Raw genomic sequence first — 21,043 nt, 5'->3', positions numbered from 1 at the left:
TTATAAATAAATCAATCATAAAAATAGTTCAAAAAAAGAATTACATCCCCATCGAAAGTATTGGTGATGTAATTCTTTTTGTTTTGTTTACAACTGTTTAATTTGACATATGGTAAAAATACAAATCTGCAGAGCATACCTGGTAATCATAAATTTGCGCAACAAACGATTAACCGTTAACTCAACGCTTAGTGTGAAATACAATTTGTGAAGTGAGATATAAACAACTGCAATGTTAGGTTCTAAATGAGATGTAAATTTGATTATGAATGTCGTTTTTTGTCAACAAGTGCCTGTGCTTTATTTCGATTTGCAAAGTGTTTCTTTGAAATAGAATCTAAATAGGTAATGCCTTTCTTTTCGATAATTCTTGCAGCGGCTAAATCAACTTTATTACTTGCGCCTTTGGGAATTTCGCTATGAACTTCTGCAGAAATTTGATCCATATATTTGACAAATGCGTATCGTGAAATAATGCTTGCTGCCGCAATAGCAATAGATTTTGATTCACCTTTGGTCTCGAATTTAGTAATGTCGCTATGTGGAAGCTCACTTAATGCATAACGCGTATAAACACCACGTTCAGCAAACTGATCAATAACGATATAGTCCAATTCGTTTGTTTCGATTTTATTTACAACATTTTTTATCGCTTCGTTGTGTAATACAGCTTTCATCTTTACCTGTGACCAGCCAGCTAATTGTTTCTCATTATATTTATTGTTGTGCATCGTAAGTAATGAGTGAGGTAAAAATGTAACAATTTGTTCTGCAAGTTCGACGATTTTTTTATCTGTTAATTTCTTTGAATCATCAACTCCGAGTTCTTTTAAAACTTGAACATGTTTTTTTGAAACATAGGCAGCGCACACTGTAAGTGGTCCAAAATAATCTCCGCTTCCTGCTTCATCACTGCCTATGCATTGAAATTGATTATAATTTATCTTTGATTGTGTAGGTTTATGCTTTGATGCAGTTTGTGTATTTACATGATTAGGTAGCAATTGACCTGCCACAGCTGAAGCTTCCTTGCCTTGAAACATAACTTTATTTGAGTTGTAAATGGAAATGGATGTGTTTTTATATTTGGCTTTGGCTTTCATACCTTGTGGTAGTTTGCTTGTGTCGCAGTTAATTTTCGACATTAATTGTTGAATTTCAGGATTTGTTAATTTATATACTACATTTGACATTTGATTGCCTCTCTTTTTTGAAATTACTGTTTCGATTGACAGTTTTCATCATACCATAGGATGAAACATACACACTACCCAACAACAATATGCATGAATAACTGTGATATCGCAATCGTTCAATTGTTCTAAAATTATTTGAAATCTTCGAACTATAAATTTTTTCAAATATAACAAATCACACCTCTTACAAAATAATATTTAGTCGTGTATAATGGTTCGTGATAAATATTCTAAATTAGAAATATTGAAAGTTATATGTTAGGACAAATTTTATTTTATTCGGAAATTTATATTAAGTCAGGAGTTATACTATGGGCGAATTTAAAAATAGGATAAACGTAACGATAAATGATCAACATTATACAATTGTAGGTGAAGATAATCCAGAGCACATTCGATATGTTGCACATCTAGTGGATGAACAGCTTAAGTCTCTAGGAAGAAAAAGTACAGGATTAGATACTACAAGAAAAGCGATATTAACAGCTGTTAATATTATGCATGAAAAAGTTCAATTAGAAGAAGAAAATTACCGTTTGCAACAAGAGATAAAGCAATTAAAAAATAGTGAAGATTAATGTTAATTGATTTATTAATCATAGTAATTTTTTTATACATAGGCATGATTGGGTTTAGAAGAGGCGTATGGTTAAGTATTATGCATTTAGGAGCGACTTTTTTATCATTGTACATTGCACAAAAGTGCTTTATTAAGTTGTCACAGTATTTAGAGCTCTTTATACCATTCCCAAAAACTCGAGCTTATGATATGCATTTTGCTTTTCAATTTGATAATCTACAGTTACGTTTTGACCATTTAGTTGCATTTCTAATTGTAGCTACAATTACGAAGGTTCTTTGTTATGCTATAATTGTTTGCTTTGATAATATAATCAAATATAAAAAAATGTTTATGTTGAGTCGGTTGATTGGTGTACTCTTAAGTATTGTTTCGTCAATAATTATATGCACTACTTTAATTTATGCTATGGCATTGTATCCTTTATCAATCATCCAAACACAGTTATCGCAATCTTTTATTGCTGAAATATTAATCTCACATATACCATTTATATCTACTTTTGTGGTCAATATATAAATTTTCCAACAATTAAACATATAATATATTAATAAAATATAGGAGGTCAGGGCACAACCGATTTACTGTTGATAGAGCAACGGTAACTTGTCTTGACCTTTTTTTATGGGGTGAAGGTAATGACGAAAAAAGATATTATTCAATTATTAGAGAAAATAGCAGTTTATATGGAATTAAAAGGAGAAAATACATTTAAAGTTTCTGCTTATAGAAAAGCGGCACAAAGTTTAGAAATAGATGAACGTCCATTAGAGGAGATTGAAGATGTAACTGAATTAAAAGGGATTGGTAAAGGCGTTGGTGAAGTCATTAATGAATATAGACAACACGGTACAACTTCTACTTTAGATGCATTAAAGAAAGAAGTGCCGGAAGGGCTTATCCCATTAATGAAAATTCAAGGTTTAGGCAGTAAAAAAATTGCCAAATTATATAAAGAGTTGAATATTGATAATAAGGAGTCATTACAACGTGCATGTGAAAATGGCGAAGTCAGTGCATTAAGTGGTTTCGCTAAAAAAACTGAGCAAAATATTTTAGAAGCAGTTAAAGCGCTAGGTGCTAAAAAAGAAAAGTATCCAATTGATCAAATGAGAGGGCTTAACACAGAAATTAAAGCATATTTAGCTACAATTACTGAAATTGAAAAATTTGAGGTGGCAGGTAGCTTTAGACGTTTTAAAGAAATGAGTAAAGATTTAGATTTTATTATCAGTACACAGTCACCTTTAAAGGTGCAAGAAGCGTTGTTACAAATTCCCAATAAAGTAAAGGAAGTTGCAGTGGGTGCTACAAAAGTATCATTAGAGCTTGAATATGATGATGAAACTATAGGTGTGGATTTCAGGTTAATTGAGCCTGCAGCCTTTTATCACACGTTACAACATTTCACTGGTTCTAAAGATCATAATATTCGCATTAGACAATTAGCTAAAGAAAAAGGCGAAAAAGTTAGCGAATATGGTATTGAGACTGAAAACGGTGATTTATTACAATATCAAAGTGAAGCGGAAATTTATCAACATTTCAATGTAGATTGGATTTCACCTGCAATTCGTGAAGATGGTAGTGAATTTGACAAAGACTTAACAGATATTATACAGCTCGGTGATATTAAAGGTGATTTGCATATGCATACTACCTATAGTGATGGCGCATTTAGTATTGAAGATATGGTGAAAGCTAATATTGCTAAAGGCTATGAATTCATGGTGATTACAGATCACTCCCAAAGTTTAAAAGTAGCAAATGGTTTATCTGTTGAACGTTTGTTACGTCAAAATGAAGAAATTAAAAAGTTGAATGAAAAATATAAAGAAATAGATATATATTCAGGCATTGAAATGGACATCCTACCAGACGGGAGTCTTGATTATGAAGATGAAATTCTAGCGCAATTAGATTATGTTATTGCGGCAATTCATCAAAGTTTTAATCAACCACAAGAAGAGATTATGCGTCGTTTAGAAAACGCGTGTAATAACCCTTATGTAAGACATATTGCACATCCAACTGGTCGTATTATTGGTAGAAGACCTGGATACGAACCTGATATTGGACAACTATGTGAATTAGCGGAAAAAACAAATACTATATTAGAAATTAACGCCAATCCTAAGCGTTTGGATTTAAATGCTGAAACATTGAAAAAACATCCTAATGTTAAATTGACTATAAATACAGATGCACATCATATTGATCATTTGGAGTTTATGCAATATGGCGTTGCAACTGCACAAAAAGGGTTTGTAGCTAAAGATAGAGTAATAAATACTATGTCTAGAGATGCGTTTAAATCAATGATTGAAAACAATATTAAAATGAAGAAATAGAGGGATTGTATGAGACAGAAGTCATTAAATGTCTTAGAATTCGATAAAATTAAAGCACTCGTCGAAAAAGAAACAATGAGTGATATAGGTAAAGCTAAAGTAGCAGAAATGAGTCCAGCAACGGATTTTAAAACTGTTGAATTTCAAATGAATGAAACAGATGAAATCGCACAAATATACAATAAACATCGTATGCCTAGTTTAAGTGGTTTATCACAAGTGACTCAATTACTTCATAGAGCCAATATTGGTGGTGTCTTGAATGTTAGAGAATTAAATGCGATTAAACGTTTGATTCAAATTCAAAATCAATATAAAACATTCTATAATGGGATTCTAGAAGAAGATGAAGAAATCAAATATCCAATTCTGAACGATAGAATGGAACAATTACCTGTACTAAATGATTTATTTCAAGAAATTCATCAAAAATGTGATGCGTATGACTTGTTCGATAATGCTAGTTATGAGCTACAAGGCATTCGTAGCAAAATTTCTAGTACGACACAACGTATCAAACAAAATTTAGACAAAGTAGTTAAAAGTCAGTCCAACCAAAAAAAATTGTCGGATGCAATTGTTACTGTCAGAAATGAACGCAATGTTATCCCGGTTAAAGCTGAATATCGCCAAGATTTTAGTGGAATTGTGCATGATCAATCAGCTTCAGGTCAGACATTATATATAGAACCATCATCAATAGTGGAAATGAATAACCAAATTAGTCGTTTGCGTAATGATGAAAAAGTTGAATGTGAAAGAATATTAACGGAATTAACACGTTTAGTAGCAGAAGAATCTGATGCTTGTTTAGTTTCAGAGTCCATCATAGGTCAAATTGACTTTTTAACGGCAAAAGCACGCTATGCAACAACAATCAAGGGTACGAAACCAGAATTTACAGCAGAGCGTACTGTATATTTACCTAAAGCATTCCATCCATTACTAGACAAAGATACAGTGGTTGCCAATACGATTGAATTTGCTAGCGATATAGAAACTGTTATTATTACAGGTCCTAATACAGGGGGTAAGACGGTTACATTAAAAACATTGGGGCTTATTATAATGATGGCTCAATCTGGTCTGTTAATTCCTACATTGGATGGTAGTAAATTAAGTGTCTTTGAAAATGTTTACTGTGATATCGGTGATGAACAATCTATAGAGCAGTCATTATCCACGTTCTCATCTCATATGAAAAATATTGTAGAAATATTAAAAAGTGCCACGAAAAATAGTTTGATATTATTTGATGAGTTAGGTGCAGGCACTGACCCAAGTGAAGGTGCAGCTTTAGCTATGAGTATATTAGACCATGTTCATGAAATTGGTTCACTAGTTATGGCTACGACACATTACCCAGAATTAAAGGCTTATAGTTATAATCGACAAGGTGTAATGAACGCCAGTGTTGAATTTGATGTAAATACGTTAAGCCCAACATATAAATTACTTATGGGTGTACCTGGTCGTTCAAATGCCTTTGATATTTCTAAAAAATTAGGTTTAAATATTGAAATTATACAAAAAGCTAAATCAATGATTGGACAAGACGAACAAGAAATAAATGAAATGATTGCTTCACTCGAATATAACTCTAAACGTGTTGATGAACAACGTATTGAATTAGAGCAACTGTTAAGAGAAGCACAAGAAACACATCAATCATTAACAAAGCAATATGAGAATTATCAAAATCAAGAAAAGCAAATGTTAGAACAAGCTAAAGAAAAAGCAAATCAACGTGTGAAATCAGCAACTAAAGAAGCGGATGAAATACTTAAAGAATTGCGAGAATTAAGAGATAAAAAGGGTGCCGATGTAAAAGAGCATGAACTTATAGATAAAAAGAAACAACTAGACGATCAATATGAATCAACTTCACTAAAACAAAATGTTCAAAAACAAAAGTGGGATGAAATTAAAGCCGGCGATGAAGTGAAAGTATTAACATATGGACAAAAAGGTGAAGTATTAGAGTTGATTGACGAAAATGAAGCTGTAGTTCAAATGGGCATTATTAAAATGAAATTACCAATTGAAGATTTAGAAAAAACGAAAAAAACAAAAGAGCAACCTACAAAAATGGTTCGACGACAAAATCGTCAAGATGTGAAAATGGAACTTGATTTGAGAGGCTATCGTTATGATGAGGCGATGGTAGCTGTTGATCAATATCTTGATCAAGCTGTGTTGAGCAATTACGAACAAGTTTACATTATACACGGAAAAGGTACAGGTGCCTTACAAAAAGGTGTTCAAAACCATTTAAAACAGCATAAAAGTGTGGCATCATATAGAAATGGTATGCCGAGTGAAGGTGGCTTTGGTGTAACCGTAGCAGAATTAAAATAAACGTGAGCAAGAGCTATGCAGAATAATATAAAGTCTGTTATAATTTGCTCATCATTTGAAATTTAAGGAGGATTGGCATTTATGGCAATCGTAAAAGTAACAGATTCAAACTTTGATGAAAACATTCAATCAGGAGTTAATTTAGTAGATTTTTGGGCAACTTGGTGTGGACCTTGTAAAATGATAGCACCAGTATTAGAAGAATTAGCAGGAGACTATGAAGGTAAAGCTAATATCTTAAAATTAGATGTTGATGAAAACCCATCAACAGCTGCTAAATTTGAAGTTATGAGTATCCCAACTTTAATCGTATTTAAAGATGGTGAACCAGTAGATAAAGTAGTTGGTTTCCAACCTAAAGAAAACTTAGCAGAAGTTTTAGATAAACACTTATAAGTCAAACCAAGAAGAACTGGGACATTATTTATTTAATGTCCCAGTTTTCAATTTGTAAGCAATTTAATATATTGCTAGACAGTTATTTGTTATTTTATAATATAGAGCAAGTTTCAGCAGTCATTAAAATATTATAATAGAAAGGAGGACACATAATGGAAACCTATCAGGCTGAAATTAAACAAAAATTGTCAGTTGTTCCTATGGAACCAGGTTGTTATTTAATGAAAGATCGTAATGATCAAGTGATCTATGTTGGTAAGGCTAAGAAGCTTCGTAACCGTTTAAGATCTTATTTCACAGGAGCACATGATGCTAAAACTACTAGACTTGTAGGTGAGATTCGTAATTTTGAGTTTATCGTAACTTCTAGTGAGACAGAATCTTTATTGCTAGAGTTAAATCTGATAAAGCAATATCAACCACGTTACAATATATTGCTTAAAGACGATAAAAGTTATCCATTTATAAAAATTACAAAAGAAAAGCATCCTCGCTTAATCGTTACGAGAACAGTAAAGAAAAATAGTGGTAAATATTTCGGACCTTATCCTAATGCATATTCAGCGCAAGAAACTAAAAAGCTATTAGATCGTATTTATCCTTTTAGAAAATGTGACAAAATGCCAGATAAATTGTGTTTATATTACCATATTGGTCAATGTATGGGGCCTTGTGTCTATCCTGTTGATTTAGAAAAGTATGCTGAAATGACTAAAGAGATATCGGATTTCTTAAATGGAGAAGATAAGACCATTTTAAATAATTTAGAGCAAAAGATGCTAGACGCTAGTGAAAAGTTAGATTTTGAACAAGCTAAGGAATATAGAGACTTAATTCAACATATTCATAATTTAACTAAAAAGCAAAAAATAACTTCATCCGATAATACTATAAGAGATGTATTTGGTTATAGCGTATCTAAGGGCTGGATGTGTATCCAAGTGTTTTTCATTAGACAAGGGAATATGATTAAACGTGATGCAACTATGATTCCAGTACAACAGACACCAGAAGAGGAGTTTTATACCTTTATTGGTCAATTTTATGATTTAAATCAACATATATTGCCAAAAGAAGTTCATATACCTAATCATTTAGATAAGGATATTATTCAGTCTGTTGTTGATACTAAAATAATACAACCATTAAAAGGTAAGAAAAAAGAAATGGTTGATCTAGCAAAGCATAATGCAGAAGTTACATTAGAAAATAAATTTGAATTAATATCAAAAGATGAGTCACGCACAATTAAGGCTATAGAAGAATTGGGAGATAGAATGGGGATACAGACTCCAATTCGAATCGAAGCATTTGATAATTCCAATATTCAAGGTGTAGATCCAGTATCAGCAATGGTGTCATTTATAGATGGTAAACCTAATAAAAAAGGTTACCGAAAATATAAAATCAAAACGGTTGAGGGACCTGATGATTACAAGTCAATGAGAGAGGTTGTGCGCCGTAGATATACTCGCGTGTTGAATGAAGGTACACCTTTACCTGATTTAATTATTGTTGATGGGGGTAAAGGACATATGAATGGTGTAATTGATGTCCTTGAAAATGAACTTGGTCTAGATATTCCTGTTGCAGGATTGCAAAAGAATGATAAACACCAAACATCTGAATTATTATACGGTGAACAAGCCAACATCATACCACTGAAGAAAAATAGCCAGGCATTTTATCTGTTACATCGTATTCAAGATGAAGTACACCGTTTTGCGATTACTTTCCATAGGCAAACAAGACAAAAGACAGGTCTTCAATCTGTACTTGATACAGTTGAAGGTATAGGTTCAAAGCGCAAGACAAAATTATTACGTACATTCGGCTCAATCAAGAAAATGAAAGAAGCATCAGTTGAAGAATTACAGGCAGCAGGTTTACCAGTTAATGTTGCACAAAACCTTCATCAAGCTTTAGATGACAAGAAGTGACAAAATTTATGGCATGAGAATCATTCTCATGCCCAAAATCTTATATTTTAGTGTTACAATATCTAATAACAGGGATTCTTTTTTTTAACAGTATATGTAAGCGTTTTATAATTGAGAAATATTATCAATTATGCATCATATTTTAGCAATTATGTAATTTTAAATCAGGAATATGCTTCAACGCTAAATTAGATGTACAACGAATAAGTTTAATTTACATGTCACCGTTAAATTTATTCGTTGTCTAGCATCAACTTTACTAATTAAGTAAACGCTTTACTATACACTGTATGAAAGAATACCAAATAAATTTATTTGTTTCACAGGGGGGCTTCCTTTTGGCATATTCGAAAAATCAATTCTATTTAAGACGCTTACACTCACTGTTAGGCGTAATTCCAATAGGTGGATTCTTACTTGTCCATTTGTTAGTAAACCATCAAGCTACTAAAGGCGTGGAGGCATTTAACAAAGCGGCAGGCTTTATGGAATCATTACCTTTTTTAATTGTATTGGAATTTGTAGTCATTTATATTCCGATTTTCTATCACGCGGTTTATGGTGTACATATTGCTTTTACAGCGAAGGAAAATGTAGGACATTACTCAAGATTTAGAAACTGGATGTTCTTGTTACAACGTTTGACTGGAATATTAACATTCATATTTGTTGCGATTCACTTATGGCAAACACGTATCCAACGTGCATTAGGTCATGAAGTTAACTTTGATATGGTACATGATATCGTGTCTAATCCATTTTGGTTAATTTTCTACATCATTTGTATGTTATCAGTAACATTCCATTTCGCAAATGGTCTATGGTCATTCTTAGTAACATGGGGTGTACTACAATCTAAAAGATCACAACAAATTTTCACATGGGTATCACTCATCGTGTTTATCGTAGTGTCTTATATTGGTTTAAGCGCTATTCTCGCATTTTTATAATTTAAAAGTCTTAGTTATATATTTAGGGGAGTGACAATTTATGGCAGAGAAGAAAGTTATTGTTGTCGGTGGTGGACTGGCCGGTCTCATGTCAACAATTAAAGCAGCAGAAAAAGGTGCACATGTGGACTTGTTCTCATTAGTTCCAGTTAAACGTTCACACTCTGTGTGTGCACAAGGTGGTATTAACGGCGCAGTTAATACTAAAGGTGAAGGTGACTCACCGGCTGTTCACTTTGATGATACAGTTTATGGTGGAGACTTCTTGGCGAACCAGCCACCAGTTAAAGCCATGACAGAAGCAGCACCACAAATCATTCATTTATTAGACCGTATGGGCGTAATGTTTAACAGAACAAATGAAGGTTTATTAGACTTCAGACGTTTTGGTGGTACATTACATCACCGTACTGCATATGCTGGTGCGACAACAGGACAACAATTACTTTATGCTTTGGATGAACAAGTTCGAAGCTTTGAAGTAGATGGATTAGTTAATAAATATGAAGGTTGGGAATTCCTCGGAATAGTCAAAGATGACGATAATATGGCTAGAGGAATTGTTGCTCAAAATATGACTACATCTGAAATCGAATCATTCGGTTCGGATGCTGTAATAATGGCAACAGGTGGTCCAGGTATTATCTTTGGTAAAACAACAAACTCAATGATTAATACTGGTTCTGCAGCATCAATTGTATATCAACAAGGAGCAATGTACGCGAATGGTGAATTTATTCAAATTCATCCAACAGCGATTCCTGGAGATGACAAATTACGATTAATGAGTGAGTCAGCTCGTGGTGAAGGTGGACGTATTTGGACATACAAAGACGGTAAACCTTGGTATTTCTTAGAGGAGAAATACCCTGATTATGGTAACCTTGTTCCTCGTGATATCGCTACACGTGAAATTTTTGATGTATGTGTGAATCAAAAATTAGGTATCAATGGTGAAAACATGGTTTACCTTGACTTATCACATAAGGATCCACATGAATTAGATGTTAAACTCGGTGGTATTATTGAGATTTATGAAAAATTCACTGGAGACGATCCACGTAAAGTACCAATGAAGATTTTCCCAGCAGTACACTACTCAATGGGTGGACTATACGTAGATTATGATCAAATGACTAACATTAAAGGTTTATTTGCAGCTGGTGAATGTGATTATTCACAACACGGTGGTAACCGATTAGGTGCCAATTCATTACTTTCTGCTATTTATGGTGGTACAGTTGCAGGACCTAACGCTTTAGATTACATTGCAAATATTGAAAAGTCATACACTGACTTAGATGATGCTATGTACGAAAAAGCAGTTCAAGTAGAACAAGAAAAATTTGATCAACTATTAACTATGAAAGGTACTGAAAATGCCTATAAGATTCATAGAGAATTAGGGGAAATCATGACAGCTAACGTAACAGTTGTACGTGATAATAAAAAATTACTTGAAACAGATAAGAAAATTGTAGAATTGATGGAACGCTATCAAAATATTGATATTGAAGATACACAAACTTGGAGTAACCAAGCAGTATTCTTTACTCGTCAATTATGGAACATGTTAGTTCTAGCACGTGTAATTACGATTGGTGCATATAACCGTAATGAATCTCGTGGTGCGCATTACAAACCAGAATTCCCAGATAGAAATGATGAAGAATGGTTGAAAACAACACTTGCGACATATCAAGGTAAATCAGAAGCACCTAAGTTCACTTATGAACCAGTTGATATCAGTTTAATTCCACCACGTAAACGAGATTATTCTACTAAGTCTACAGGGGGTAAATAATCATGGCAGAGATTAAAGAAGCAAATGAAGCTCCAGTAAAAGATAATGAAAGCAAACAAAAAACGATTAAATTAATAATTAAACGTCAGGATAACTCGGATTCTAAACCATATGAAGAAGAATTTGAAATTCCATATAGAGAAAATTTAAACGTGATTGCATGTTTGATGGAAATCAGACGTAATCCAGTAAATAGTAAAGGTGAAAAAACAACACCAGTTGTTTGGGACATGAACTGTTTAGAAGAAGTTTGTGGTGCATGTTCTATGGTAATCAATGGTACAGCTAGACAGTCTTGTTCAGCTATCGTAGACCAATTAGAACAACCAATTAAATTAGAACCTATGAGCACTTTCCCAGTTATTCGTGATTTACAAGTAGATCGTACAAGAATGTTTGACAACTTAAAACGAATGAAAGCATGGGTACCAATTGATGGTACTTACGATCTTGGACCAGGTCCACGTATGCCTGAGAAAAAACGTCAAACTGCATATGAATTATCAAAATGTATGACATGTGGTGTATGTTTAGAAGTTTGTCCTAACGTTACTAGTAAAAATGATTTCGTTGGTGCGCAAGCAATTTCCCAAGTTAGATTATTCAATTTACATCCAACAGGTTCTATGACTAAGGATGAAAGATTAGATGCATTGATGGGTGGTGGAGGATTACAAGAATGTGGTAATTCTCAAAACTGTGTTAACGCTTGCCCTAAAGGAATTCCGTTGACTACATCAATTGCAGCTTTAAATAGAGAAACTTCATTCCATATGTTTAAGTCATTCTTTGGTTCAGATCATCAAGTGAACTAATATTTAAACTATGGTAAACAAGGCTTAACATTTGTGCTGAACAGATGTTAAGTCTCTTTTTTTATACTTCATTTAAGAAGCATATTTTAAAATAGATAAAAATTGGTGGAAATATTATATATAATTTAAAAAATATACCTACTTTAAATCATGATAAATGATTTTGAATTTATGACTGTGCTAAAATAAAGATTAAGTAAATAAATTGAGGATGAAGTCAAATATGGATAAACCAATAGGCGTTATTGATTCAGGAGTCGGCGGTTTAACAGTTGCGAAAGAAATTATGCGCCAACTCCCAAATGAAACCATTTATTATCTAGGGGATATTCAACGTTGCCCTTATGGACCAAGAGAAGGTTCAGAAGTTAGAAAATTCACGACAGAATTAGCTGAAAAACTTATGACATTTGATATCAAAATGTTAGTAATTGCGTGTAACACAGCAACTGCTGTAGCATTAAACCATTTACAGAGTTTATTGCCAATACCGGTTATAGGTGTTATTGAACCAGGTGCACGCACTGCAATTATGACAACAAAGAATCAAAATGTTTTAATTCTCGGTACAGAAGGTACAATAAAATCGGAAGCATATAGACACCATATTAAAAATATTAATCCTAATGTTGAAGTTTCAGGTGTTGCATGTCCTGGATTTGTACCTTTAGTAGAAAAAATGCGTTACAAGGATCCAACTATTACAAGTATTGTTATGCATCAAACACTTAAACAATGGCGTAATAGTGATGCGGATACGATTATTCTTGGATGTACGCATTATCCATTATTATATCAGCCAATCAATGAATATTTTGGTGGTGAAAAGGTTGTCATTTCATCTGGTTTAGAAACTGCACGAGAAGTGAGTGCATTATTAACATTTAGCAATGAACACGCAGGTTATAAAAGAAAACCGAAGCATAAGTTTTTTGCAACAGGTGATACAGAACACATTGAGCGTATTATTGAAGAATGGTTAAATATGAAGGTGAAAGTAGAACGAATAGAAGTAACATGTGAGGAGTCGAAATAATGGAAGATATTGTAATTGCAACTAATAATAAAGGTAAAATAAATGATTTTAAAGTTATTTTCCCAGACTATAATGTTATTGGTATTTCAGAAATTATTGAAGGGTTCGACGTGGAAGAGACAGGTGATACCTTTGAAGCTAACGCTCGTTTAAAGTCAGAAGCTGCTGCTAAAGCATTGAATAAGAGAGTAATTGCTGATGATAGTGGGCTAGAAGTGTTTGCATTAAACGGTGAACCAGGTGTTTACTCCGCCAGATATGCTGGTTTAGATAAAGATGATAATGCTAATATTGAAAAAGTACTAGCGAATCTTGAAGCTGAAACAAATCGAAAGGCGCAATTTGTATGTGTCATTAGTATGAGTGCACCTGGCGAAGAAACTAAGCAATTTAAAGGAACAGTACAAGGAGAAATTACCTTGAGTAAAATTGGCGACAATGGATTTGGTTACGATCCAATTTTTTATATAGAAGATAAAAATAAAACAATGGCTCAACTATCGCCAGAAGAAAAAAGTGAAATCAGTCATCGCGGCAGAGCAATAGATAAGTTGAAAGCATACTTAGAAGGTGAATAACAATGACAAAATGGATATTAATTAGTGACAATCATACAGAGCAAGGTATTTTATATGATGTATTACAATATCATAAAGATGTTGATGTTGCAATTCATTTAGGTGATTCTGAATTTTCATATGATGATACAGAGCTAAGTCAATTTTATAGAGTAAAAGGCAATACTGATTTTTATCCAGAATTTCCAAATGAAGAAGTAGTGCAAGCCAATGGTGTAAGGGCTTTTTGTACGCATGGTCATCTGTATAGTGTGAATCGTAGTCGTATGCAGTTAGCTGAACAAGCCAAAGCACATGAATGTCAGTTTGCGTTTTACGGACATACACACGTGGCAAAACATGAAACTATTGGTGGTGTTCATGTGGTTAATCCTGGAAGTATTTCACAATCTAGAAGTAGCATAGAAGAAAGCTATGTCGAATTAATAATTGATGAAACAATTGGACAAGCAGAACTTAAATTAAGAAATCGACAACATGAAATTATAGACCAAGATAAATTTGAAATTTAAACATAAACCCATTTGTATTCAGTAAAATGAATATAAATGGGTTTATGTACTTTTTGTATTATTGTATAAGTGATTAATTAATTTAGTTATCTAAGAACACTTTAAATATGGAAAAACTTCCAATGAAAAGGAACCATAGCCTGTGTTATTTGATGAAAATAGTCTTAAAGAAACAAGATTTCCATTGTTATTGATTACATAAGCACTATTAAAACAACCTAGACTATGAAACATCGTTTTCTAAATACCAATGAACGCAATATAACTAGCTAACAGATATTTAATGATAGTGGAGTAGCCAAGCTGTTATGTCGGCACTATGAAAAGGCAAATGGGATAATGATAATATACAACTGAAAACGATACAAATATAGAAAAGCCCACCTAAATGAATAGGTGGGCTTTAAAAATATTACTTTGGGTCCCTAAAAATTAGTTTAATATAGTACATTATTGATGGACAAAATAAAAAGAATCCCGTCATTATGGGATTCTTAGTTTTGAAAAGTGTTTAAATTTCAGTTATTAGCGTCCTGGGAGGGATTCGAACCCCCGACCGATGGCTTAGAAGGCCATTGCTCTATCCAGCTGAGCTACCAGGACATATCTCTTTTGAACACAATAATTATTATATCGAACTTGTAATGATAAAGCAATACTCCACCTATCAAAAATAAATATGATTTTTCACTATAATGGTCTTTTTATCTTCTTTTAGATATAATTCTATGAATTCAATGTAATTAGAACTATAAACTTGGTTGATGTTATCGTGGTTAATCAAATTTAATGCTACTTTATCAGAACATTTTCAAAAAATAATTAGCAATACGTTCAAATTAAAGAGCTAAATGGTAGTTTATTTAATTATCTAAGATAAATTATAAACTAAGTTAAGTTGATGTGCTATGAAGTGATTTCAATAATATTTAATTTTTCTGTATTATCGGGTGCTTCAAAGAAACTGGATACATAATCAAAGGTTTCTTTCGTATCAAATGTGTTTCTATCAGGTTCTTTATCGGCTCTTTTTTTCAATTGTTTTAAACACTGTTCATCAGCAAGGTTTAAATAAATGAGCTGGTGATTGGCATGTATTTCATTTGCAATGCTTAATAGCCAAGCGCGTTGTTTTCTTGTGTTTCCAGGGAAGTTCATAACTACATTACTGCCAACTTGTAAAATACTTTGAATGTGCATCTTTAATATAGGTTTAATTATTTGAGAATAATTAAGATAATCATCGAAGTTTTTTATTTGATGTGGGTATAATGCTGCTAACCATTCATCTTCTGATAACAGTACAGCATTTTTTCTTTGTGCTATTTCTTTTGATTTTGTTGATTTACCTGCCCCCATTTTTCCAGTGAAAAAATATAAAGTTCCGAGAGTATTCAATATTTGTCACTCCTAAAATCTAAAGTATATAAATAATAGCCCTAATAATTCATTTTGACAATCTAAAATTTAAAGATTTATTTATGAGCAATAGGGCATATTAAAATAAGTATAATTTAGTATAAGGTGATATATTATGGTGAATATAATTATTATTAGAGGAAATTCAGGTAGTGGTAAAACAACAGTTGCTCGCAAATTGCATGAAATACTGGGTCGTGGAAATTTATTAATATCACAAGATGTAGTTCGACGGGAAATGTTAAATGTACATGATCGCCCATTCAATCTAGCAATTCCTTTAATAGAAAAAATGCTGATATTTGGGATAGAACATTGTGAATTTGTCATTCTAGAAGGTATTTTAGCTGAAAATAAATACGGTGACATGTTGAGGAATGTCTTAAATAATAGGATGGATAATGTATTTGCATACTACTATGATTTGTCATTTGAAGAAACGGTTAGAAGACATAATTCAAAGAAAGAGACCGACTTTGGTTTAGCCGAATTAAAGTCTTGGTTTGTTGCTAATGATTATCTTGGTTTTCCAGGGGAAAAATCAATTTCAAAAGCGCTGTCTATAGAAGAAACAATAAACAATATTTTAACTGATGTAAGATACCGTCATTAGATGATTGATAGATGTAACGAATTTTTTCGAATTACTAACGCATTACCCTAGGTGTGCAATAGGATTTGAAAATGCAATAGTAATAAAAAAGCGCATAGATTGTATGTAATCTTTGCGCTAAATGTTTAAATATGAGTCGTGCTCGAGCATTTCATTGTTACTTTTAAAATTTGAAATATGTATGTAAATCAAAATTTGTATTACATTTACCTTGAATTAAAGTCCAAAGACAGATGTCACAATTGGATATAAATATGCCATGAATAATAGACATACAATGATTAAATAAATAAAGCCTTCGATAGTTTGTTTCATGGGGTCACAACCTTTAGAAATTATTATATTAATTATAGTTTAATTAGGTAATTAGATATAGTCAATCGGCCTTGAGGTGTATTATATTTTTATAATTTAATAATTTAAATGAATTTCACTAAAGATTCGTGCTTGCTTTATTTTTAATTATTTCTATCAGTCTAGTGTTGATTACTGTGGTATCTATATATTTTAAATTATTTTGGAGTGATTGTTTTGTGATTTTTAAGTGTCTTATGTTCGCATTATTTAGTTTTTTTGATCTTTCGTTATGACTTTGATTACATAATGAGGTAGTAATTAAATAGGCATCATACGTTTGGTGATAGAGATGTTTATTAATAAAGCGCAAATGTTGAGGGTTGTTTATAATTGGTATTAAAGTAATTGTGAATTTGATATTTTTAATTAAAATATCACTGTTATATGAAGAAAAATGGTCATAATAATTAAAATGTACGCGCTTATTAAGGCGAATTTTCATTTGATAATTTTGAATTTGGTTAGAAAATATGTATACATGATCATCATAATGATTTAATAACCAATTTATTATTGAATTAACATTGATAGTACCATCAAAAATAACATTTGCCATAGTTATTTAACCCCTTAATCAATTTTTAAGTAGTGGTATGAAGTATAAATAATTATTACAGATATTACAATTAATGTAATGATGTTCGATTAATTAGTAATTTAGGGTTTAATATATTATGTTATAGGTATAAATAGATTGATTATCAAATAAACAGTTTGATAATCAATACATAAATAGAGGGGGATTTTGTTGAAAGAAAAATTAAAGCAACAACTAAATAAATATGTGGAAAACGGACAATTAGAAAAAGGATTAAATAAAGTGAATGATCAAGTGAAAAAGAAAAAAGGTAAAGATTATTCCAAGTATGTAGATAAATTAATGAAGTTTTTGAATAAAGATAAAAATAATAATAAGTAATACAGTAATAAACCCTTGTTTATTGAGTGATGGGATACATTCAAAAGCAAGGGTTTTTTGTTTAAGCTAAATTGAATACGTAAGCGACATTAATATAATTAAGTTACTGCGTTGTTAAATAATTTAGTGGATGATAGATAAATGTTAAAAATAGTTGCATATTACCCCTGTGGCCTTGGGTATAAATATGATAATACAAATAATTTAGTGTAATTCAATGTTGAACAGCCAAAAGGGGTTTTAATATGGATAAATTAGTAACTATTATCGTTCCTGTTTATAATAAAGAATTGTTTTTACATGATTGTATAGAATCAATAAACCGATTGAATATTGATCATCATTATGTTGAAGCGATTTTTGTAGATGATTGCTCAACGGATTCGTCGTTGAGTATTATTGAATCTTATCAACAAAAATATAATTTTTTAAAAGTAATACAGTTAGATAAGAACACAGGGAGTCCAGCAGAGCCAAGGAATGTTGGCATGAATTATGCAACAGGTAAGTATATTACCTTTTTAGATGCAGATGATTGGTTGGATAGTGAGGGATTTCCAGAGTTACTATTGCAAGCTAACAAACATAATTCGGATATTGCCTTTGGACAAAGTATTAAACACGACGATAGAGGAATTAGTAAATTGGGAAGGTTCACATCATTTAAAGTGGAAAATGGTCTCATTCCGTATGAAATAGATAAAATATTTAGAGCTGTTGGACCACCGGGAAAAATTGTGAAAGCAGAAGTTATAAAATCTAACAAACTAAAGTTTAAACATTTAAAGTTTGGCGAAGATAAATTATTCTTTATTGAAGCAATTTCCAGATGTAAAACTGCTTCTATGAACTCAGCAGCGGTTTATCATGTGAATAGATACAATGAAAATCAATCACTTGTTACTGAAACGAATATATTAGAAAAAACTGCAGATAACTTAACCGTTTTAGAAGAAGTGTTGCAATTAAATTTACCGGAAAAAGCAGAATTTCAAGCAATTAGTAGAATAGTTGAAGTTGATTTTATAAGCAGGTTATTTAATAAAAAACGATTTTTAAAGAGCCATCAAAAAGCAGAATTCTACGATTACTTTAAACGTTTAACAGAAATGTTGCGTATGAATGGTAAAAATATTGAAGATTATTTAATTGAAGACAAATATAAAAATAATTTCAAATTACTGAATGAACATCGATATGATGATTTATATGACTATATAGCACTGTTAATTAAAGGTGGTAAAGCAGATCGCTATATAAAAAATAATCAAGTTCATTTCGTAATGCCAGAACAGTTACAGGATTTAATACCGGTCACGGAAGAAATGTTTGCGGTATATGAAGGTACGCACGAATATGAAGATGTACATTATGAACAAATTAGAGTCTATAAACATCCTGATATTACCATTGATAAGGTGCTGTTCACGGAGATTCATAATGAACCTCATGCACAAGAAGTGAAATATGTTGAACGAGATAACAAAATTTATATCAAATCTTCTGTATTAGAGGATATTGCATATAATTTTAATATTGTATTAATTTACAACGAATATAAACCGTATACAGTGAATATGAATTTGCCTAATATGAGTTCTAATATTAATTTGAAGAGACAAAATTTTAAGGCTGAGTTTATGCAAAAGGAAAAAAATAATAAAAAATCTAATGAAGTGAAAAGATACTTTCATTTTAATCCACAAACTGTATCTGTGCTTAATAAATTTAAAATTTATCATGATGTTGAATTTAAAGCACAAGTCGATCGTAGTGTGGAAGTTGGGGAAATATTAGAAGTGAATGGCATAGAGCATACCAAAAAAGGAACACCTAGATTATTAATTGACGACAATAAAGTGATTACAGCAAATAGGGCGTTTGTTGCTGCTGTCACTAAAGATAATAACGACCAATATTATTATAAAGCACCACAAAAAGTGAAAATTTTACAGCAATGTAAAGAATATGATTCAAGGAACTTTAAAAACACAATAAATATATTAGAGGCTGACAGTGTGGTAGCGATTGAAAAGGTCATCCTATCACCTAAAGGAACGCCTAGATTAAAAACAGATTCGGATACTTTTATTACTGCGAATAAATCGTTCGTTCAAGCAATAAACTAAACTTTTCAAATATAATATTATTAGATTTTGTCATATCTATTCCTTTATCCTATTTAGATATTTTTGAGTAAAAATATTATTTGGTTAATTGATAAAATTTTAAATAAAAATATGTTTTAATTTTTTCGTGAGTGGTATTTAATAAATAACTGTAAGAGAATTAGAATAATTGATTAATTTGCTCAGTGTACGTTGCTTCGGAAAAAGCAACGTACATTACTTGTGCGTTGTAAATAGAACGTTGTGAGTGAATTAGTTATGAATAGAAATAATCGGCATTTAGTATTATAGGTCAATGGAGTAATGACTCAAGTGAATAACCAATGATCATTTATGGTGTCAAACATGGCGTCATATATAGAAATTGGTATAAATGATATTACTTTGTTAGTCATTTCATCGAAAAGGTCATTTTTATTATTAGTAGTAAACACATTAGAGGCTGGGTCATAAATTCCATGTGCTATATACGAAAGTTATACAATTAAAGATCGTTCCCTTCAAAGTAGACACTCAAAAACGTCAACTTTGAAGGGGATTTTTTATGTCTTGATAAAAATAAAAAGCTAAGATGATTAACAAAATAACTCATTAATACAAAATAAAAATGGAAGCATATATAAAGGCGAGACTCCTGAAGGAACAGGACGAGCTGAAGACTACAGGCTGAAGCAGTCCCCTAGGAAAGCGAGCCGACGATATAGCACACTACAAACACAAAATAAATTAACGAACTTAGATCTCGTTATTGTTTATAAATATTAAGAGTACATCAATACAAACAACAAAAATAAAAAGCTAAGATGATTAGCAAAATAATTCATTAATACAAAATAAAAATGGAAGCATATATAAAGGCGAGACTCCTGAAGGAACAGGACGAGCTGAAGACTACAGGCTGAAGCAGTCCCTTAGGAAAGCGAGCCGATGATATAGCACACTGCGAACACAAAATAAGTTAACGAATATAATAAATAGTCATCAATATTATTATTGTAAAAATACATCATTGTATCTAATTGTATATAATTCAATAGCGCATAATACAGTTAGGATTTCAAAACTGTAATTCACAATGTAAAAATAG

General features: G+C 31.7%; 18 protein-coding genes and 1 tRNA gene. 15 read left to right on the top strand and 4 right to left on the bottom strand.

Features of this window, described 5'->3' with window-relative positions; genetic code table 11:
* Nucleotides 1-263: 263 nt before the first annotated feature.
* Nucleotides 264-1,193: a ribonuclease HIII gene (rnhC, locus tag SH09_RS07250; RefSeq protein ID WP_042738957.1), complete on the bottom strand. Its 930-nt coding sequence runs from the start codon at nucleotides 1,191-1,193 to the stop codon at nucleotides 264-266.
* A 314-nt stretch (nucleotides 1,194-1,507) separates the two neighbouring features.
* Here rnhC and zapA point away from each other — a divergent pair, with 314 nt between their 5' ends.
* From zapA to SH09_RS07190, 12 genes are all read left to right on the top strand, one after another.
* Complete coding sequence (zapA, locus tag SH09_RS07245) at nucleotides 1,508-1,774, top strand: cell division protein ZapA (protein WP_042738956.1); 267 nt, start codon at nucleotides 1,508-1,510, stop codon at nucleotides 1,772-1,774.
* Nucleotides 1,774-2,295 (top strand): CvpA family protein, encoded by a 522-nt coding sequence (locus tag SH09_RS07240; protein WP_042738955.1) that lies wholly within the window; start codon nucleotides 1,774-1,776, stop codon nucleotides 2,293-2,295. Before zapA ends, SH09_RS07240 begins: the two co-directional genes overlap by 1 nt.
* 119 nt (nucleotides 2,296-2,414) lie before the next feature.
* Entirely contained in the window at nucleotides 2,415-4,127 is a 1,713-nt protein-coding gene (polX, locus tag SH09_RS07235; RefSeq protein WP_042738954.1) for a DNA polymerase/3'-5' exonuclease PolX, read from the top strand.
* Between the two features lie 9 nt (nucleotides 4,128-4,136).
* Nucleotides 4,137-6,485, top strand: a complete 2,349-nt coding sequence (locus SH09_RS07230; RefSeq protein ID WP_042738953.1) for an endonuclease MutS2 — start codon at nucleotides 4,137-4,139, stop codon at nucleotides 6,483-6,485.
* 81 nt (nucleotides 6,486-6,566) lie between these two features.
* Complete coding sequence (gene trxA, locus SH09_RS07225; RefSeq protein ID WP_042738952.1) at nucleotides 6,567-6,881, top strand: thioredoxin; 315 nt, start codon at nucleotides 6,567-6,569, stop codon at nucleotides 6,879-6,881.
* A gap of 155 nt (nucleotides 6,882-7,036) precedes the next feature.
* Nucleotides 7,037-8,824 carry an excinuclease ABC subunit UvrC gene (gene uvrC / locus SH09_RS07220; protein ID WP_042738951.1) on the top strand — a complete coding sequence of 596 codons (1,788 nt, stop codon included), beginning with the start codon at nucleotides 7,037-7,039 and terminating at the stop codon, nucleotides 8,822-8,824.
* Nucleotides 8,825-9,162: 338 nt separating this feature from the next.
* Nucleotides 9,163-9,774 (top strand): succinate dehydrogenase cytochrome b558 subunit, encoded by a 612-nt coding sequence (locus SH09_RS07215; protein WP_042738950.1) that lies wholly within the window; start codon nucleotides 9,163-9,165, stop codon nucleotides 9,772-9,774.
* Between the two features lie 40 nt (nucleotides 9,775-9,814).
* Nucleotides 9,815-11,578: a succinate dehydrogenase flavoprotein subunit gene (gene sdhA, locus SH09_RS07210; protein ID WP_042738949.1), complete on the top strand. Its 1,764-nt coding sequence runs from the start codon at nucleotides 9,815-9,817 to the stop codon at nucleotides 11,576-11,578.
* A 2-nt stretch (nucleotides 11,579-11,580) separates the two neighbouring features.
* Entirely contained in the window at nucleotides 11,581-12,393 is an 813-nt protein-coding gene (sdhB, locus tag SH09_RS07205; RefSeq protein ID WP_042738948.1) for a succinate dehydrogenase iron-sulfur subunit, read from the top strand.
* A 223-nt stretch (nucleotides 12,394-12,616) separates the two neighbouring features.
* The gene (racE, locus tag SH09_RS07200; protein WP_042738947.1) at nucleotides 12,617-13,429 is read left to right on the top strand and encodes a glutamate racemase; all 813 of its coding nucleotides are present in this window, start codon (nucleotides 12,617-12,619) and stop codon (nucleotides 13,427-13,429) included.
* Nucleotides 13,429-14,007 (top strand): XTP/dITP diphosphatase, encoded by a 579-nt coding sequence (locus SH09_RS07195; protein ID WP_042738946.1) that lies wholly within the window; start codon nucleotides 13,429-13,431, stop codon nucleotides 14,005-14,007. Before racE ends, SH09_RS07195 begins: the two co-directional genes overlap by 1 nt.
* Nucleotides 14,008-14,009: 2 nt before the next feature.
* The gene (locus tag SH09_RS07190) at nucleotides 14,010-14,519 is read left to right on the top strand and encodes a YfcE family phosphodiesterase (RefSeq protein WP_042738945.1); all 510 of its coding nucleotides are present in this window, start codon (nucleotides 14,010-14,012) and stop codon (nucleotides 14,517-14,519) included.
* 529 nt (nucleotides 14,520-15,048) lie between these two features.
* On the opposite strand, the gene SH09_RS07185 is transcribed toward SH09_RS07190, so the two are convergent.
* Together SH09_RS07185 and SH09_RS07180 are read right to left on the bottom strand one after the other, a co-directional pair.
* Nucleotides 15,049-15,122 (bottom strand) — tRNA-Arg (locus SH09_RS07185).
* A 303-nt stretch (nucleotides 15,123-15,425) separates the two neighbouring features.
* Nucleotides 15,426-15,917 (bottom strand): AAA family ATPase, encoded by a 492-nt coding sequence (locus SH09_RS07180; protein ID WP_082039190.1) that lies wholly within the window; start codon nucleotides 15,915-15,917, stop codon nucleotides 15,426-15,428.
* 136 nt (nucleotides 15,918-16,053) lie between these two features.
* Here SH09_RS07180 and SH09_RS07175 point away from each other — a divergent pair, with 136 nt between their 5' ends.
* On the top strand, nucleotides 16,054-16,551 hold the full coding sequence (locus tag SH09_RS07175; protein ID WP_042738944.1) for a kinase: 498 nt from the start codon (nucleotides 16,054-16,056) through the stop codon (nucleotides 16,549-16,551).
* Nucleotides 16,552-16,984: 433 nt separating this feature from the next.
* On the opposite strand, the gene SH09_RS07170 is transcribed toward SH09_RS07175, so the two are convergent.
* A complete protein-coding gene (locus SH09_RS07170; protein WP_042738943.1) occupies nucleotides 16,985-17,464 on the bottom strand; it encodes a hypothetical protein in 480 nt (159 codons plus the stop codon).
* 192 nt (nucleotides 17,465-17,656) lie between these two features.
* Between SH09_RS07170 and SH09_RS16865 the strand changes: the two genes are divergently transcribed.
* Complete coding sequence (locus SH09_RS16865) at nucleotides 17,657-17,827, top strand: hypothetical protein (protein ID WP_167706513.1); 171 nt, start codon at nucleotides 17,657-17,659, stop codon at nucleotides 17,825-17,827.
* A 245-nt stretch (nucleotides 17,828-18,072) separates the two neighbouring features.
* Entirely contained in the window at nucleotides 18,073-19,956 is a 1,884-nt protein-coding gene (locus SH09_RS07165) for a glycosyltransferase family 2 protein (RefSeq protein ID WP_042738942.1), read from the top strand.
* Nucleotides 19,957-21,043: the final 1,087 nt, after the last annotated feature.

Source organism: Staphylococcus gallinarum (assembly GCF_000875895.1).
Classification (GTDB): domain Bacteria; phylum Bacillota; class Bacilli; order Staphylococcales; family Staphylococcaceae; genus Staphylococcus; species Staphylococcus gallinarum.
The sequence above is the reverse complement of the archived record's forward strand: the minus strand, read 5'-3'. Positions and strand labels throughout refer to the sequence as shown.

Coding starts and splice junctions, on each gene's coding strand:
- rnhC (WP_042738957.1), bottom strand. CDS start 1,193: ATGTCAAATGTAGTATATAAATTAACAAATCCTGAAATTCAACAATTA.
- zapA (WP_042738956.1), top strand. CDS start 1,508: ATGGGCGAATTTAAAAATAGGATAAACGTAACGATAAATGATCAACAT.
- SH09_RS07240 (WP_042738955.1), top strand. CDS start 1,774: ATGTTAATTGATTTATTAATCATAGTAATTTTTTTATACATAGGCATG.
- polX (WP_042738954.1), top strand. CDS start 2,415: ATGACGAAAAAAGATATTATTCAATTATTAGAGAAAATAGCAGTTTAT.
- SH09_RS07230 (WP_042738953.1), top strand. CDS start 4,137: ATGAGACAGAAGTCATTAAATGTCTTAGAATTCGATAAAATTAAAGCA.
- trxA (WP_042738952.1), top strand. CDS start 6,567: ATGGCAATCGTAAAAGTAACAGATTCAAACTTTGATGAAAACATTCAA.
- uvrC (WP_042738951.1), top strand. CDS start 7,037: ATGGAAACCTATCAGGCTGAAATTAAACAAAAATTGTCAGTTGTTCCT.
- sdhA (WP_042738949.1), top strand. CDS start 9,815: ATGGCAGAGAAGAAAGTTATTGTTGTCGGTGGTGGACTGGCCGGTCTC.
- sdhB (WP_042738948.1), top strand. CDS start 11,581: ATGGCAGAGATTAAAGAAGCAAATGAAGCTCCAGTAAAAGATAATGAA.
- racE (WP_042738947.1), top strand. CDS start 12,617: ATGGATAAACCAATAGGCGTTATTGATTCAGGAGTCGGCGGTTTAACA.
- SH09_RS07195 (WP_042738946.1), top strand. CDS start 13,429: ATGGAAGATATTGTAATTGCAACTAATAATAAAGGTAAAATAAATGAT.
- SH09_RS07190 (WP_042738945.1), top strand. CDS start 14,010: ATGACAAAATGGATATTAATTAGTGACAATCATACAGAGCAAGGTATT.
- SH09_RS07175 (WP_042738944.1), top strand. CDS start 16,054: ATGGTGAATATAATTATTATTAGAGGAAATTCAGGTAGTGGTAAAACA.
- SH09_RS07170 (WP_042738943.1), bottom strand. CDS start 17,464: ATGGCAAATGTTATTTTTGATGGTACTATCAATGTTAATTCAATAATA.
- SH09_RS07165 (WP_042738942.1), top strand. CDS start 18,073: ATGGATAAATTAGTAACTATTATCGTTCCTGTTTATAATAAAGAATTG.